A 16,884-nucleotide genomic window follows, 5' to 3' on the forward strand; every position below is an offset into this window, starting at 1 on the left:
CTTCAGGGGTTCACTCATTATTCACTATGTTCACCATGAAACAGACATCGGCGGATTCTAGGGGAGCTCCAGTAGGCGGTAATAGCGGGCCTGACCCGGGATCAACGTGTCCGAGAAGATGATCTGCTCCTGGACCGCCAGCTGGTCCTCGACTCGGCTCCAGGTGGCTCCGACCAAGGTTTGGCTTTGTTGCAGTTGGTAAGTTCTTCCGACGATGCCGCGGGTGTGGATGCTCACTCGGTCCCCTGAGGCGAAGATCTGACTGACCAGTAGCTTTTCGTTGGATCCGCCCACCGTGACGGAATAGGTGTAGACGGAGGTCAGGAAGGGAACTCCGTTGTCCCGGGCTTGAACGGTGAGCTGGACCGCTCCTCGTTGGCTTTCGGCTGGCTGCCATCGGACCACCCCCGTCGACCGATCGATGCTGACTCCATCGGGCGCTCCGGGCAACAGTGAGAAGGTGAGTTCCTGGGGTGGAATGTCGCCATCGGTAGCGGTGGCGAAGGTCAGCAGTTGTCCAACTTGGGTGTATTGAGAGCGGGGATTGAAGATGGGGGGGCTGTTGACTTCATCGACCATTACCTGGAACTGAGTCGTGGCGCTCAGCGGTGGATTTCCGGAGTCGGTCACACGCACCGCCAGATTGAACTGTCCGGGGCCTTGGTCTTCCCGGATCCGCCAGCGAAAGCGTCCGTCAGGCAGAATGCTGGCCCCGGAGGGCGCTCCGGGCTCGAGCGAGAAGATGAGGCTCGATGGGGGTGTTTCTCCATCGGTCGCAGTCGCGGTGAATGAAAGCCTGGTGTTCTCGTTCAGCCTCCGGCTGGGGATGGCCTGTATTTTCGGAAGCGTGTTGTTGGACTGGTTGGCTTGGTTCGCCCGGCGCGGGGTTGGATCCGACATGAAAACGAGGTCGGCGGCTCCGTCGGGAAAACGCCCCTGGCTAATATCATTGGTTTGCCCGCCGTAGGTGACAAGATCGATGGTTCTGCCATCCGGTCCGAGCAGCGCGATGATCCCGCCTCGTTTGCTCAGGTTGAAGCTGGCATGCAGGTCGAGATCGGCAGGGTTGGGCGGTGGGGAGAGTTTGTCCGCCCACACCAGCAGATGGCCTCCCGGGGGGATGAGGGTGTCCGATGGAATCCTGTATTGAGTGCGATTGCTGAGGTTGTCGGTGAGATAGAACCCGGAAAGGTCTGCCGTGGTCTCGGCCGGGTTGTAGAGTTCGAACCAATCGTGAAATTTGCCGTCGCCTGGATCTGGAATGAACCCCTCATTGTCCGCCATCCACTCATTGATCTGGACCGCCGAAGGAGTTCCATCGTTGGTGTTCCCCGGGGTGACTTGGGTGAAGCGCTGCCGATAGAATGGCTGGCCGTCCGGGAACGAACCGTAGGACTGGTCTGGTCCCAGGCGGCGATAGTTCAAATAATCCACGATTTGAGGCGTGCCGGCGATGGATCGTACCAGCGCGATCGAGCCATTCGTTAAAGAAAGGGAAAAGCTCGTGTGGAAGACGGTTTCGTTTCCGGCCTCTGGTTCGCCATCGGCCCAGACCTTGAGAAATTCCTTGGGCTGGATGATCGCTGAAGCAGGGAATCGCCAGCTCTGCAGCTGGGCATAGTCGTCCGTCAGGAAGTAGTCGGCCAGGCTGATGGGTTTGCTTCCCGCATTGTAAAGTTCCAGCCATCCATCACGGTCGCCTTGGTTGTCTGAAATCCCGTTTACATTGTAGGGGAGTACCTCATTCAACCAAAGTTCGTCATATTCGGGCAAGGTGGCGGAGACATTGTTCGCCACTCCGGGGGTGGCAAAGACGGGTGCCAGGACGCGCTGAATCAGGAAGGGGGCCGTGGATAAAGTTCGAGCCACCACCGCGACGCCGTTGCTGGAGGGCAGATACCAAAAGGTAAGGGTGTAACGGTTGGTGGCAAAGGGCGAAACCTCCTGCCAAATGGCTTGATTGGTGTTGCCGTTCAGCGGGAAGCCCGCGGTGCTGATGAGGTGGAGACTGGAAGAACCTGAGCGGGCCACCGCTGTGCTCCGCCCCGATTGAGTCAGGTTGGTGCCCACGCCCCAGGTTCCCGCCAAGGGAGACTCAAAGTCGCCGTTGATCACCAGTTCCTTTCCGTCCGGTCCGGTAAGCGACACATCGTCCACATAAGCCTCCCCGGCGGAGGTGAGATAGAGAAGGATGCGGGGACTGCGATTCGTGGCCGTCAGTGTGGCTTTGATCCAGCCACGCTCAGCGGCGCTGCCCCAATTGCTGACGCGACTATTGTCCTTGGTGGCATCGATGAGCTGCAGCGACGATCCCGATCCGTTCGCGGTCTGGGGCCACGGCAGCGTCGGTTCATAGCGCACCCGGTCGACGACGATGTCCCGGTCCGGCGTGGGGCCCGGCTTCACCAGGCTGACGACTTCACCGTCATCCGAAAGTCCGCCCTCATATTCACCGAACACCGGCGCCTCCAAACCGAAGGCCCGGCCGAGGCCGACACGATCACGCGCCAGAACCAGGTGCTGCCCCCGGTTGATCACGCTCCCGGTCGGAAACGTGTAGCCAACGCCATCGAGGCGCCAGCCGGACAGGTCGACAGCTCGGTTGGTGGAGGTGTTGAACAATTCGAGGTAAGCCGCGTTGGGCAGGGCGGGATTGTAGTGGATCTCGTTGATCACCACCACACCGCGGGGGTCTAATTCGCTCAGGGTGCGGGTGATGCTCACAGCCAGGTTCATCCCTGGGATTCTGGCACCCTCCAAGTCGAGGGCTTCGAGGGCCAGGTGATTGTCCCCGGGGGTGAGCGGTACGATGATCCTCCAGGTGGTCACGTAGCTGGAGTCCGTGATCCTGCTCGTCGGGTTCACCCAAGCCAGTGGATACTGAACCCCGTTCACGACTACTGTCTTTACGTCCAAAGGTGCTGAGCCGGTCAGCACAGCGACATCCGAGTTCGTGGTGTAGTTAGCCGATCCAAGCAGGGTGAAGTTGGTGGCATATTTCCTCACCTCGGAGTTCAGGAAGGCCTGCCGTTGTTCGACCCATCGTTTCATGGCGGCAGGATTGCTGATGATGATCCCCCCGGCGGTCATCTCCGCATACTTGGCATCCATCAAGGCAGCCAGGCCGTTCCCGTTCATCGGTCCTTCCGCGATCCTCTTGAGCGAGCGGAGGTACATTCGTCGGAACTCCGGGGTTTCATAAATGCGGACCATTCCCGGGTCGTCCGTGTTGGTTTGGAACAGGTCGTCGCCGGTCGGACCATCGGATCCCTGGTTTCCCAGGACGATGTTGAAATCCCAGGTTAGGAGGGTCCATTTTCCTCGGCTCGGCTTATAGCCGTACATGTTCTGCGCATTGGAGTTTCCGAAGCTGTCCCAGTTGCCGACCGCATGCTGCACGGCGAAAACCCCCATCCACTCTTCCATATCCACTAGATGTTTCATGTTGGCGACGTAGTCGCCTCGCGGGGGGGTATTCGCCGCGTCGATCAAATCCCACACATTGGTATAGTCATTGGCGGTTCCGTTTGCCGCCCTTGTCAGCCAGTTGTAGCGGTAGCGGGCCAGCTTCTTGATGTTTCCAGTGGGCCCAGTGTAGAAGTGCATGAGTCGGCACATGGAAACGGTGTCGAATCCAGCGCCGCCGCTGCCGGTGGAGGTGACGTCATCAAACTCGAACCAGGGCTGCAGCTTGTAAAGATGGCCATCGCTGTCATCGGGAAATCGTTGGTTGACGACATCGGATCCCGGGGTCTGGGTGTCCTCCATGAACGCATTGCCTTTTCTTACCCCGTTAAAATAAAAGCCGATGATGCGGCGATAGTTGTAGGGCAGATCCATCTGCTGCATGACCCAGTAAGCGGTCTGTTCCGCTAGCCCGGTGGCGTCGTCGAACGGCCCGTTGCCGGGTGCGTGGATCTTGTTGAAATTCTCGGTGCCCAGCAGCAGATCATCCAAGGGAAGCTCCAGCGAGTAATTGCAGCCAGCGGTCATTGGGGACTCGATGCCTTGGTGGTAAGGGCTGCCGGAATACTTGCCTCCGATGTTGTAAATGGCTCGGTAGTTTCCATAGACGAACGTGCCTTCCACCCGCTCATTGCTGAGCGACGGCCGGTTGATCCAGGTCTTTAGGTTCTTGGCCGTCATCCAGAAGTGGTAGCTCGAGAACCCGCTGGCTGGGGTGGGTTCTCCAAAGCGGACCAGGCATTCTTGCTGGGGGGCAACTGCCGGGAAGCGAGCCGATTGAGTCGGCGAAGCGTCGTCAGCTGCCTCCAGGTAGAACGCCACGAGTGTTCCCAGGGGTTGGCCGGGTATCACGCCGCTGAAGACTCCATCCTGGCCAAGCAGGTCGCCCTCCTGTCCGGCGTCGTTCATCCTCACGGACGTGTAATTCGTCTCGGGATCGGTTCGATACCACACGGTGAGTGATTTCACGCCATCGGGGTCCGCCACGCGCGCGGTGATAGTTACGTCGTGGTTGGCCGGCGGCAGCACGGGCTGATGCTGAACCGCGGCGATGGCTGGCGGTGCATTGGTGGCTGCCTGGGTGTTGCGCTGCCCTGGGGTTCCCAAGTTGGTGGGGACTTGCAGGACGCCGGGAAGCTCGAACCCATTTCCCTTGAGGCGCAGGATCAGTTCGGGCCATCCCCGGAGCCAGCGGGCCCGGGCGCGGATCGTGCAGGTCTGGCCGGCGGCGAGGTCCGGCGACATGGCGACCCGAATGCGATTGGCCCCGGTGTCGCCTCGCGCGGAGGCTCGCACATGCAGTGACCGGGAACTTTGATATCCCTCGTCGAGTTCGAGAGAGGACTGCACATGGTCGCCCTGCACGACCCAAGGCGCCAGCCCGCTTTCGAAGGTCGAGTTGGAAACCCGGTTGGCCGCGTTGGTGCCGGCGAAGACTTCCACATTGTCCAACAGACACTCCCCCGCGTTGAGCAGGGTGACCTCCAGCCGATTGATGGGCCCGCTGTTGTAAGGTCGGCTGTTGTCGATCAGGCCGGTGGCCTCAATGAGACTCCACGGAGCCTTCTGAGTCTCGTCGCTGTCGCCCCAGTTGGCGGCCAAGCGATGGTTGGCGCGGGGGTCTCTGAGTTCGAGGCTGCTGCCATCGCCGTTTGCCCAACGCCCCCACTGGCCCCCTCGGGCAAACGTCACTTCGTCGATGACTGGATAAATGATGTTGGTCTGCTCCACCCCGTTGGCTCCGCGTGAAACCTCCTCGATGGCCATCGCCAGCGCGACGCGGTTCCCGTCGCGCGTGGGCTTCCCGCTGTAGTCTCCGAAGGTATTTTGCGGCGTCAGCGTTCCTGGATAGCGGGACAGCAGCCGGGATCGATTTTTCCCCACTACCACATAGCCTTGGGCTGGAAGAGTTGCCCCGGGGGGGAAGGTGAAGGAGATGCCTGACACGAATTTCCAGCCCGCGATGGAGAGGGTGTTGGTGCCCTGGTTGAACAACTCGATGAACCCGTCGTCGTCGTCCCCGCTGATCGGCTTGTACATGATTTCGTGGATCACGACATCATGCACGAGAATGTCCGTGTTGGGTGAGCCGGGGCTTCGGGTTTTCAAGGGATACCATTCCTGGTTGCCATCGGGATGCCTGCCTTGTGAGACACCCGGGCGCTGATCATCGAACCGTACCGCATCGATCACCCGATCTCGGTTTGCGTTGACGAGATAAAGGGTTTCTCCCTCCGCGTTGAGGCTGAAGCCGAGCCGAGATTCATCGTAGGTCAGGAAACCTCCCGCGGGAATGATCGTTCCATCGGGGATTCGAAACTTGTTCGTGGTGGGCGAGTCGGTTAGCCAGGCTCCCGAAAGATCGACCGGCTGCGGGTTGTGATTGTAGAGCTCAAGATAGTCCGGGTCGGCTCCGCTGGGGTTGGCCAGGAATTCGTTGATGAGCACCCCTCGGAGCGGTTCCCGTCCCAGGCTCTCCGCCCTGCCGGGAGATCCACCCTTTCGATCACTGATCCCCCATGCCTCCGGGAATGACTCACCGCGCGATGGGCGGGCGAGGGAGAGCGAGTGACCGGTGCCGTCCGCAGCGGCGGGCCAGGGGGGGAGGTGGGAGTAGGGAACATCGAGCATGACCGCATTGACTCGATCCAAGAGCTGCACTCGTCCCGTCGGCTTGAGCGATCCGGTGAAAGGGCCGACGACGTTCGCAATGCCATAGGTCCGGCGGATTGCCTCCGGGTCACGGGCTATCACCAAGTATTGCCCGCCATGCAGGCTCGTGCCGGCTGGGAAAATGAATTGCACATCCCCGCTGAGGCGGTAGCCCCCGATCTCCTCGAAAAATGGATTGGAGTTGAACAGTTCCACGTATTCGAGACTGTTGGTTGATCCCGATTCGAGCGGAGGGTGATTGTAGAGAATTTCGGTGATTGCGAGCCCCGTGGTTCGACTGGATGGGCCGGGAGGTTCGTGCTCCCCGAACGACATCAGACTCCTGGTGGATGAAGTGTTGGCAAAATCCCGGAACCGCGCGGTTGCAGGGGAGGCGGGCGACCGGCTCGCCAGCGCGAAACCCAGGTAGGCTTGGGCGGGTAAATCCACCGAGGCTGAACCCAGAGGCATCCACTGTCGTGCGTCGCGACTGGCGTAGCCGGTGAGACGGTCGTTCACACGCTGGAGGCGGATCCAGGCATCGGGTGGGTTGGGCGGAAAGAACCCCTCCGGCACCGCGTTTGAATCCACCCCTGACCGCGATATAAAAAGCGATCCCGCCAGCCCGGGAGTGGTGGCCACCATGGCGAAGGCGGCATTGGTGCTGAGGCTCGACCGCACCATCAGTCCCGCTTTCGCCCAGGGGTCTCCCGCGTCCAGTTTCGGGATTCGCACCTGCACATCGAAGTCCCCGGTAAGTAACTGCCAATGATAGCGAAACTCGTCCGATTTGCCATCGATGTCGCGTCCGGAGAAGCTGAGGTCGACCCCCGCCGATACGACCGCCGTTGAGCCGGGCTGGCTTGGCCGGCCGATGTCGTCCGACGTGAATGGCTGCGCCCTAAGGACAGTTCCTGGGACGAGGCACACCAGAAGGGAGAGGAGTATCGGCAGGTTGAGCTTGGCCGACAGGAGGCCGGGACGTGCGAGATGCATACTTCAGCGGTCGGGTTAGCCGCTCGACTCTTGCGGAACGTTGCGGTTGAACAGGCCCCACCGTCCGATTTGCGAGCTGGGTCATCATGACCGGTCTCGCGCTCGATTGCCACCTCAAAGATGGGGCTTCCGAGTCGGCTCAGCTAAGGCTGCCGGGCTTCTTCGCAGAGCGAGCGGAGCGCCTGATGGATCAGTGGGGCGGTATCGGGTCCAACCGAGTTGACCTCTCCGTAGGGAGACCCTTTTGCGCCATAAAGATAGGGCGGCTTTTCGTCCCATTCGCTGCGCGGAATGATGTAGCCGATCTCATCGTTGGCCAGGCCGAACACGAACTTCAATTTTCCGGGCATCAGCTCTCGAATAGCTGGGACCTCCACCGGCGCCACCTCAAAGTCCCCTCCCGGCGCTTGCTCAACGCCGCCATTCACGATCTCCGGATAGATCTCCCCCGGGATGCACGCCATGGACGCTTCGCCCAGGGTGATGAGGGCGACCTCCGACTTCATCCGCATCCAGCTCGAATGACCGCGATCGAGCAGCCCCAAGAAGGTGGCGAGCAGGAATCCCTTGTTTTTGACCGGAAACTCCACCGTGCGGGCGTGAATCCCGATGGGGGCAATGGTGCTTCCGGGAAGCTCAAGATTCGAGATGCGGTCCAGGACCCGCCGGGCAAGCTGATTTCCCAGCGCCCGCGTTTTCTCGTGGGATGGCTTCTTGAACTCTTCCCCGGAAAAAGGATCGGTGACCACCGTGGAGGGATGAGTGGTCATCAATCCTCCGACAGCCCCATTGACGAAGACATGCGTTCCTCCCAGCCCGGGCAGGACGACTCGGTTGCTGTGTACAATCCCATTCTCGAGAGCGTCCCGCAACGCACCTGGGAAATCGGCCGTGATCTCTTGGTTCTTGGACCAAGGTGTCTCCGGGTGGTTGCCCCAGCCCACGACTGTTCCCAGGACCTCGGTCCCGGCGGGGTTTCGGAAGAGGACCACGCGCAGGTCGGAGTCGAAGACCTGGGGTTTGCGAGTATCGGCCACGAGTCCGTCGGGCGGGGTCTTGATTTCATGATAGGAGACTTTGGTTTCCTGCAGGCTCTGGGCTGCATCGCGGAGTGCTTGTGCCGCCCCATCGATCACCTGTTGTCGGTAGTGGCGGTCAACTCCGCTTCGCAGCGGGCTGGGCCCCCAGAGTCCCATCAAGTCCGGGGTGGAATGGTTGTGCGTGGAACAAACGACGGTGTAATTGAGCTTGAGCTCGGCCTCACAGGCTCGTCGCACGGCAATGACGTCGTCATAGAAGAACCCAATCGCGTCCAGGACCACGAGTCCGACCCGGGTTTGACCGTCATCCAGAACGGTGGCCACGGCATAGAGCGGGTCGTGAACGCCCGTGGCTGCTCGATTCTGGCTGAATCCCGCCAGCCATATCGGACGTGCTGCGTTGGTCAGCGAGGGCGTGATGTTGATCCGGCCAAACCCCACCCGGAGCGCGGTGGCCGAGGAGCTTGGTTTCCGGTGGATCGTTAGAGAGTAGCCCGGGGTGCGGTCGCGAAAGACATACGCCGCGCGCATTCCCACGATGGCAACCCCCGCCAGGAGCACAAATGCAGCTCCGCGGGCCATTGATTTCCATCGGGACCGGTTATGGCGAACTGGCGCAGGCTTGGTCGGCATGGTGGAGAGATCATGCCGAGGATCCGTCGCGCACGCGATCAGAAACCTTCCGCCTTCAGCCCAATCCATGCCGCCCGACTGCATGGATTGGGCTGAGGGCGGCGAGGGGCACATGGCCCTTTGGGGTATGGAGTTCCTGCTTTAGCAGGTTCCCCGTCCCTTTCCACTTCGCTGCCCGATCCGCTTGAAGGCGAAACTCCGTACGAGAACGGCACCTCCGGCGTATGGAGTTCCTGCTTTAGCAGGTTGGGCGCGCTGGGGAAGGAAGTCCCCCGACCGCAGCTAGTCCACGACGCGACTCTCTGAGTTTGGGCCATCGGGCCCAAACCGTAACGGGCTTCTGAGCCCAAATACCGCTGGGTTCGAATTCGCTGAGGGTTGATGACATGGATGCGGTGAGGGGAGGGAGTGATACGGGCTCTTAGTTGTAACATTCTAGAATAGAACAATATGGGATCTTTATTTGCTCCGGTAGGCAAGCGCTTCAGGGTGTTTGCTGGGTAGTCCTGAGCGGCTGGCACCTGGGGTGCTCAAGAGGAGCTGCTTGTCCTATGTTGTTGTCTGAACATCCAAGTTCATCTGCGGCTCCGCGCTTCTTTCTCTATTCCCATGATGGGATGGGGTTGGGACATACCCGCCGGCATATCGCGATCGCGCGGGCGCTGAGTGAGTTGGAGCCTTCGGCCAGTGTGCTGTTGGTGACCGGCACGGAGGAAGTCACACGGTTGGGGATTCCGGCGCAGGTTGAGATTCTTAAGCTCCCCGGGCTACGCAAGGTGGAGAATGGGAGCTACGTCTCGCGTCGTATGTCCATCTCGGCGGAGGAAATTCGGACTTTTCGCGCCTCGCTTCTGCGGACGGCGGTTCGGTCCTTTAAGCCGAATGTGGTCTTGGTCGACAAACATCCGTTTGGGGCCAGCGGTGAGTTTCGAGAGGCGCTGCGCATCGCCAAAGACCAAGGAGCCAGGAGCGTGCTGGGCTTGCGTGACATCCTGGACTCGCCGGAGACCGTTGCTGCGGAATGGACGCCTTATCGAACCCAGCGTGCGATTGCGAAAAACTACGACCAGGTTTTTGTTTATGGTCATGCCCATGTGTTCGACTCGGTTCGTGAGTACCGGTTTCCCGACGTGCTTGCGAGTCGCACCCGCTTTTGTGGTTACGTGGTTAACCCGGCAGCGACTCCCTCCGGTCGTGGGGGCGAGAAGCGCGTTGTCCCGCTCGCAACCACTCAACAGCCCCTGGTGATCGCCTCGGCTGGGGGAGGTGAGGATGGAGCGTTTCTGATCGAATCGTTTGTGCGATCGGCTGTCGATGTGCCTTGGAAGGGAATGGCTGTGGCTGGGCCCATGATGCCTGAGTCCCGATTTCGGCTCTTGGAGCGGATTGCCCTCAGGAATCGCGTGATCTTTCGTCGGTTCGTGCCGGATCTTCCCAACTATCTCCAGATCGCCTCAGCGGTGGTGTGCATGGGGGGATACAACACGTTGGGCGAGGCGCTGGCGGCAGGTGTGCCGACGGTTTGTGTGCCGCGTGTGGAGCCGCGTGAGGAACAGTTGATCCGCGCTCAGGCCTTCGGCCGGCTCGGCCTGATGACCTGGCTTCATCCCCGGGAGCTGACACCGGCTCGTCTGGGCGCGGCCATTTCCCTGGCGGTGAACCAGAGCCGGCAAAGCATCCGGAGCCGTGTTTCGCGGGTGTTGAATTTTCAGGGAGCCCAGGCGGCCGCACTTCAGCTGCATGCCCAGGCTCGAGAGTCCTTGATCCCGGGGCGACTTCCCCTGTGCAGTAATCCATGAAGACCTCCAATCCCCTCAGAATCGGATATGTGGTGAAGCGGTACCCTCGCTTCTCTGAAACCTTCATCGTGAACGAGCTTCTGGCGCATGAAGCCGCCGGCTGGCCCATCGAGATCTTCTCCTTGGGGCCGTGCATCGATTCGCACTTTCAGAACATCGTGTCCTGCGTTCGCGGGGCTGTGACTTACCTTCCGTCGGAGGTGCCCAAGGCCAGCGAGTTCTGGCGTTTGGTAGAAGAGGCCGCGAGCCAGTTTCCAGGCTTTTGGAGAACCTTTGAAGCGGCTCGGGGAGAGAATGTCCGGGATGTCTACCAGGCGTTGTGTCTGGTGGCGGAGATCAAGAAACGCGGCATCGATCATCTGCATGCCCATTTCGCCACGTCGGCCACCTCGGTTGCCCGGCTTGCGTCCCTCTTTTCCCGGGTGCCCTTTTCGTTCACCGCTCACGCCAAAGACATCTTTCACGAGAGCGTGGTTCCGGAGGATCTCGAGCGTAAACTCAACTCCGCCGACTCGGTGGTCACCGTCAGTGATTTCAATCTGGAATTCTTGCAGAACCACTACGGTGCCGCTGCGGGGAAGGTTGTTCGGCTCTATAACGGACTTCATCTGGACCGTTTTGCCTATGCTGCCCCTGAGGATCGTCCTCCGGTGGTGATCGCGGTGGGCCGTCTGGTGGAGAAAAAGGGATTTAGCGACCTGCTTAAGGCGTGTGCGATTCTTCGCGATTCAGGAACCTCGTTTCGTTGTCAGATCGTCGGTAATGGCGACCAGGAGGACGCGCTCCGAAGCGAGCTGACCCGGTTGGGCCTCGGTTCTCTGGTGGAGTTGTCGGGGGCTCGTCCGCAGAGCGACATCATCCGGATGGTGCAGTCGGCTGCGGTGATGGCTGCGCCCTGCATCGTCGGGGAGGATGGCAATCGAGACGGCATGCCCACGGTCCTCTTGGAGGCCATGGCGTTGGGCACTCCTTGCGTCTCAACCCCGGTTACGGGAATTCCCGAGATTGTTCGCGAGGGAGAGACCGGGTTGCTCGTTCCGCAGCGGGATCCCGTGGCGCTGGCGCTGGCTCTCAAGCGGTTGCTGGGCGACGCCAAGCTCCGCATTCAGCTGGCCTCCCGGGCTCGGCGTTTGATCGAGGCGGAGTTCGACATCGTGCAGAATGCGCAACGGCAACGGGAACTCTTCAACGCCTGTGCACGTGAACGTTCACAAACCCAGACGGGGCAACCCGCTCTCTGCTCATGAGCATGACGTCTCCATCGGCGGTTTACATCTGTGCTGATTCCGGCGTCCCTGTTTTTGGCGAGAAGGGGTGTTCAGTTCATGTTCAGGAAATGCTGGGTGCGTTCTTGGAAGAGGGCTTGGAGATGCGTTTGATCGCTCAGCGGCTCGGGGGTGTGCCGGGCGGGCAGATCGCTCGGGCGCGCTTGTCGGTTCTGCCGCCGCTCGCCGCGCCCGACGTCGCGGGCAGGGAGACGTCAGCCCTGCTGGCCAATCGCGACCTGGAAGCCATTCTGAGCCATTGCGGAGCTCACCGCGCCGAGTTCCTCTACGAACGTTATTCCCTCTGGAGCTACGCCGGCATGGAGTTCGCGCGACGCGTGGGTGTTCCTGGGTTGTTGGAAGTCAACGCTCCCTTGATCGATGAGCAGTTGGAGCATCGCGGCTTGGTGCACCTGGCCGAGTGTCGCGAGGTGGCGCATCGCGTGTTCGAGGCGGCCACCCATCTTCTGGCGGTTTCCGAGGAGTTGGCCGCCTGGCTTGATGCCCAGCCGGGGGCCCGGGGCAAGGTGAGCGTGTTGCCCAATGGCGTCAGCCCTTCCCGCTTCGTCCCGAACGTGGCTCCTGCGCAGGTGCGGGGCTTGGGGGGGATGGTGATCGGCTTTTTGGGCACCTTGAAGCCCTGGCACGGCTTGATGACCTTGCTCGAAGCTTTCGCAGTGGTTCGCCAACAGCGTCCCGACGCCCAGCTATTGCTGGTGGGAGATGGACCTGAACGCGCTCGGCTCGCAGCGAGAGCGGAGGAGCTCGGAATCTCGAGCGCGGTTCACTTTGCCGGGGCTGTAAAGCCCAGCGATGTTCCTTCCTGGCTGGCATCCATGGATGTGGCAGTGGCGCCGTACCCACCCATGGAGTCGTTCTACTTTTCTCCTCTGAAGGTGTATGAGTATCTCGCGGCGGGCCGTGCGATCGTCGCGAGCCGGATCGGCCAGATCACGTCGGTGGTTCAGGATGGAGTCACTGGGCTTCTGGTGGAGCCCGGTCAGGTGGCCCCCCTCAGCCAAGCTCTCCTTCGGCTCTCTGCGGATGCAGGGCTTCGGCAGTCGCTCGGCTGCGCGGGACGAAGCTGGGTGCTTAAGCATCGCACCTGGAAGTCTTCCGCTCGAAGGGTGCGAGCCCTCGCGGCTGAATCCCGGAACCTCGAGGTCAGCATCCCTTAACCGCCTATGGCCTCCACACTACATCTGTCGGAAACGATCAGCCTCTATCGAAGGGCTCGAATTCATTTCGGTCCGGCGCTGGGTGCCTTCCGCGGGCTCATTTTCGGATCGGTTCTCGCGGTTCTGCTGGAAGTGCTCTTTCGATTGCTGGAGCCCTGGCCTCTGAAGGTGATTTTCGACTATGTTCTGCCCGAGCGACCGCCGACTCCGGCAGGGATGCTCAGTTTTCTGGGCTCCTTGCCCCCGAGTGACATCCTGTGGGTCGCATGCATCTCGCTGGTGGCGATCTGTGCGGGACGTGCGGTCGCAGCCTATGTGGCCACGGTCGGCTTTGCCATCATCGGCAACCGTCTCTGGGCACGGATGCGTGGTCGCGTCTACCGCAACCTTCAGTATCTCTCGCTGTCGTTCCACGCGCGTTCCCGTGCGGGGGATTTGGTGGTTCGCGTGATCGGCGACATTGGCATTCTTCAGGATGCCACCGTTAATGCCCTGCTCCCCATGATTGGCAAGGTTCTGATCCTGGTGGGTATGGTCGGTTTGATGTTTTGGCTGCACTGGCAATTGGCTCTAGTCTCGATCGCCCTGGTGCCACTCTTTTGGCTGCGCACGGTCCGATTGACCCGTCAGATCCGGACGGTGGCGCAGCAGCAACGCCAGCGCGAGAGCGACATGGCGGCCACGGCCGCCGAATCCTTGGGAGGAATTCGCACCATCCAAACGTTGTCGCTGGGCAACACCTTTGCGGACGAGTTTTCCAGCGCCAACGAGAAGAACCTCAAAACCGCCGTCAAGGGACGTCGATTGGCTGCCGGTTTGGAACGCTCCATCGATCTGCTCGTGGGAGCGGCGACCGCTTTGGTGCTGTGGTATGGCACCCGGCAGGTGATGGCGGGATCCTTGCGCGCGGGCGACCTCCTGTTGTTTCTCGCCTATCTAAAGTACGCCTACCGGCCGATTCAGGACTTCGCCAAGTATAGCGCTCGACTCAGCAAAGCCAGTGCCTCCGCCGCTCGCGTTTTCGATCTGCTGGAAAGCACCCCTGAGGTGCAGGACCGTCCCGACGCCATCCCTGCTCCGCCTTTTCTGGGGCACGTGGAATTTGATCAGGTCTCGTTCCTCTATGAAGATGCCAAGTTCGTGCTAAAGAAGGTTCAACTGGTAATTCCCGCCGGGCGTCATGTGGCATTGGTCGGGCCCTCAGGAAGCGGCAAGTCGACTTTGGCGAGCTTGATTCTTCGGTTGTACGATCCTTGTTCCGGACAAATTCGCATCGATGGAGTGGCTTTGGATCGCTTCACTGTTGAGTCGCTCCGGCAGCAGATCAGCGTCGTTCTGCAGGACAACCTGCTCTTCGCCACTTCCGTGCGCGAGAACATTGCCCTCGGGTGTGCGGGGGTGTCAGACGAAGCGATTGAGGAAGCGGCTAAACTTGCCCGCGCGGATGAGTTTATCCGCGCTCTCCCTGCCGGCTACGACACGGTGATCGGAGAGAGGGGTGTGACCCTTTCCCACGGCCAGCGCCAACGCATTGCCATCGCACGCGCCGCGGTCCGTCTGGCACCGATCCTCATCCTCGATGAACCCACGACTGGCCTCGATGTGCAGAGCGAGCAGGCGGTGCTAGCCGCGCTGGAAAAGCGCTATGCGGGTCGGACCGTGTTGCACATAACCCACGACCTCAGCCATGCGCGTCGTTCCGATACCATCATCTATCTGGGCAGGGGTCGAGTTCTCGAGCAGGGCACCCATGAGGAGTTGGTGAAGCAGCGAGGTGCCTACGCGGCGCTTTGGGATACTGCTACGGGCAACAATGCATCCAAGGCTAATCAAGATTCTTATGTTGTCACTCTCTGACCAGTCGCTTGCGCCGGATCTAGGGTTGGTGCTGTCGGCTCGCGGATACGAGTTGGAGGCCGGCGATTATCAGGTGCGGCGCCCTGACCGGGAGGCGCTCCCCGTCCGAACACCCGCCGGAGTGAGTGCGGTCGCCAAGCACTATCCTCGCGGGGGCGGGGAGGCCGCGTTCGCCAATGCAGTCCTGGTTTGGAACTCGAGCTTCGGTCGAGCCCGCCGGCCCGCGGTGGTGCCGGAGCCGCTGCACTATGAGGCGGATCTTTCCCTGGCGATCTTCGCGCGTGTCCCCGGGACCCCCATGGAAACGCATCCCCTGGCCGACTCGGCCATCGAGCCATGGGAGAGAGTTGTGGATCTGCTCGCCGAACTCCATCGATCCGATGCACTGCCAACGACCCGTCGAAGCGCTCGCGGAGTCCTGCGCTCCTTGGGTCGGCGTCTTGACTGGATCAAGACCCATTCTCCGGAACACCAAGCCTCCTTCCAGCAGGTCCTGGTGGCCATGGAGAATCGGCGGCGCAAAGGCTCCGGGTTGGTGCCCAGCCATGGCGATTTCTCCACCCGCAATATTCTGGTGCACGAGGAGACGTTGGTCGTGATCGATTGGGACCGTTTTCAATGGGCAGATCCTGCTCGCGATCTGGCCTATGTGGCGACCTCGAGTTGGCTCGCCTCACTGCGGCGCGGCCGCCAGCCCAACCACGCTTTGATCAAGCGCCTCGTCCGGCGTTACGAATCGGTAAACCCGGCGAACACGGTCGCCGCCACGATGTCCTTTTACACAGCCGCCGCCTTGCTGAGGAGAGCGGCCAGCCTCTTGCAGCTCTGGCCTGCCGAACGCTATCTGGCAACCCCTCTGATCAACCTAGCCTTGGCGGAAGTCGCATGAAGATAACTGTCCTGAGCCATAATCTGTCTTCCAACGCGTCCATGAGAGCGCATCGGCTCGCCTTGGCAGCGCGGGCCTTCGCCGAGGTGCAGGTGGTAGGACCGGTGGAGAAGGGCGGTCTTTGGCCTGCGTTGCCTGAGGAGTCTTGGATCCGCACGGTGCCCGAGGGGCGCTTTCCCCGCTTTTATCGCTCGTTTCTCGAGTTGATTCAACTCTGCCAGGGGTCTGATGTCTTGATCGCAGTTAAGCCCCAGTTGGCGTCCTACGGCGCAGCCTTGGTGGCGTCGGAAAAGCTCGATATCCCGGTGATTCTGGATGTGGATGATCTCGACACCGGGTTCGCTCCTCGGGCCGAGTGGGCAGCGAAGCCGTCCATGGCCGATCTTAGCAGGCCTGGATCCGCAGTCTTTGTCTCACTGCTGAGCCGGGCCGGAGGAGCGGCTTCCGCCGTCACTTCCGCGTCTCGCTCGCTGCAGAAGCGATTCGGTGGAACCTTGATCCCGCACGGTTCAGACACGGAGCGGTTTAATCCACCGATGATCGATCGATCGTCGGTGCGTCGCGAATTTGGCTTCTCTGGACCCACGGTGCTTTTCGCTGGGACGCCCCGTTGGCACAAGGGCTTGAAGCCACTGGCCAAAGCCGTCGGATCGGTTGCAGGCGCAACCCTGGCGGTGCTGTGCCGCCCTGCGGACCTGGCCGAAAAGTCTTGGTCCAAGTATCCCATTCAGCGGCTTTCGCCGATCCCGTACCACGACCTGCCCAGGCTGCTGGCAGCGGCTGATCTCGTAGCCGTGCCTCAGCTGGACACGGAGGTGACCCGCTATCAGATGCCCATGAAGATTTATGACTGCATGGCGATGGGTAAACCCATTGTCGCGAGCGCCGTGTCGGATCTGCCCGAGGTGCTTGAGGGTTGTGGAATGTTGGTGCCGCCCGGTGAGTCGGAGGCGCTGGCGGCCGCCATTCGCAATCTGCTGGAGAATCCAGCGCTCTCCGCGGAACTAGGGCGAAAAGCGCGAGAGAGGTGCCTGGACAATTTCACCATTGGCCATCTCTCGGAGCGCTTGCGGGGAGTGGTTGAGGCAGTGGTCAGGAGGGGCGCGTGAG

General features: G+C 61.0%; 8 protein-coding genes. 6 read left to right on the forward strand and 2 right to left on the reverse strand.

Annotated features, from left to right (window positions below):
* Positions 1-57: 57 nt before the first annotated feature.
* Positions 58-7,113: a lamin tail domain-containing protein gene (locus tag JNN07_01990; protein MBL9166493.1), complete on the reverse strand. Its 7,056-nt coding sequence runs from the start codon at positions 7,111-7,113 to the stop codon at positions 58-60.
* A 143-nt stretch (positions 7,114-7,256) separates the two neighbouring features.
* Positions 7,257-8,900 carry a hypothetical protein gene (locus JNN07_01995; protein ID MBL9166494.1) on the reverse strand — a complete coding sequence of 548 codons (1,644 nt, stop codon included), beginning with the start codon at positions 8,898-8,900 and terminating at the stop codon, positions 7,257-7,259.
* A gap of 437 nt (positions 8,901-9,337) precedes the next feature.
* On the opposite strand from JNN07_01995, the gene JNN07_02000 reads away from it, so the two are divergent.
* Genes JNN07_02000 through JNN07_02025 form a run of 6 tightly spaced genes read left to right on the forward strand, consistent with a single transcriptional unit; the run spans position 9,338 to position 16,883 of the window.
* Complete coding sequence (locus JNN07_02000; GenBank protein MBL9166495.1) at positions 9,338-10,585, forward strand: hypothetical protein; 1,248 nt, start codon at positions 9,338-9,340, stop codon at positions 10,583-10,585.
* Complete coding sequence (locus JNN07_02005; GenBank protein ID MBL9166496.1) at positions 10,582-11,832, forward strand: glycosyltransferase; 1,251 nt, start codon at positions 10,582-10,584, stop codon at positions 11,830-11,832. The genes JNN07_02000 and JNN07_02005 overlap by 4 nt, the downstream gene beginning before the upstream one ends.
* Positions 11,829-13,028 carry a glycosyltransferase family 4 protein gene (locus tag JNN07_02010; GenBank protein MBL9166497.1) on the forward strand — a complete coding sequence of 400 codons (1,200 nt, stop codon included), beginning with the start codon at positions 11,829-11,831 and terminating at the stop codon, positions 13,026-13,028. The genes JNN07_02005 and JNN07_02010 overlap by 4 nt, the downstream gene beginning before the upstream one ends.
* Before the next feature lie 6 nt (positions 13,029-13,034).
* Positions 13,035-14,885 (forward strand): ABC transporter ATP-binding protein, encoded by a 1,851-nt coding sequence (locus JNN07_02015; GenBank protein ID MBL9166498.1) that lies wholly within the window; start codon positions 13,035-13,037, stop codon positions 14,883-14,885.
* On the forward strand, positions 14,869-15,774 hold the full coding sequence (locus JNN07_02020; protein MBL9166499.1) for an aminoglycoside phosphotransferase family protein: 906 nt from the start codon (positions 14,869-14,871) through the stop codon (positions 15,772-15,774). The genes JNN07_02015 and JNN07_02020 overlap by 17 nt, the downstream gene beginning before the upstream one ends.
* On the forward strand, positions 15,771-16,883 hold the full coding sequence (locus JNN07_02025) for a glycosyltransferase (protein MBL9166500.1): 1,113 nt from the start codon (positions 15,771-15,773) through the stop codon (positions 16,881-16,883). Before JNN07_02020 ends, JNN07_02025 begins: the two co-directional genes overlap by 4 nt.
* Position 16,884 lies beyond the last annotated feature (1 nt).

The sequence above is a fragment of the Verrucomicrobiales bacterium genome (assembly GCA_016793885.1).
GTDB lineage: Bacteria > Verrucomicrobiota > Verrucomicrobiia > Limisphaerales > UBA11320 > UBA11320.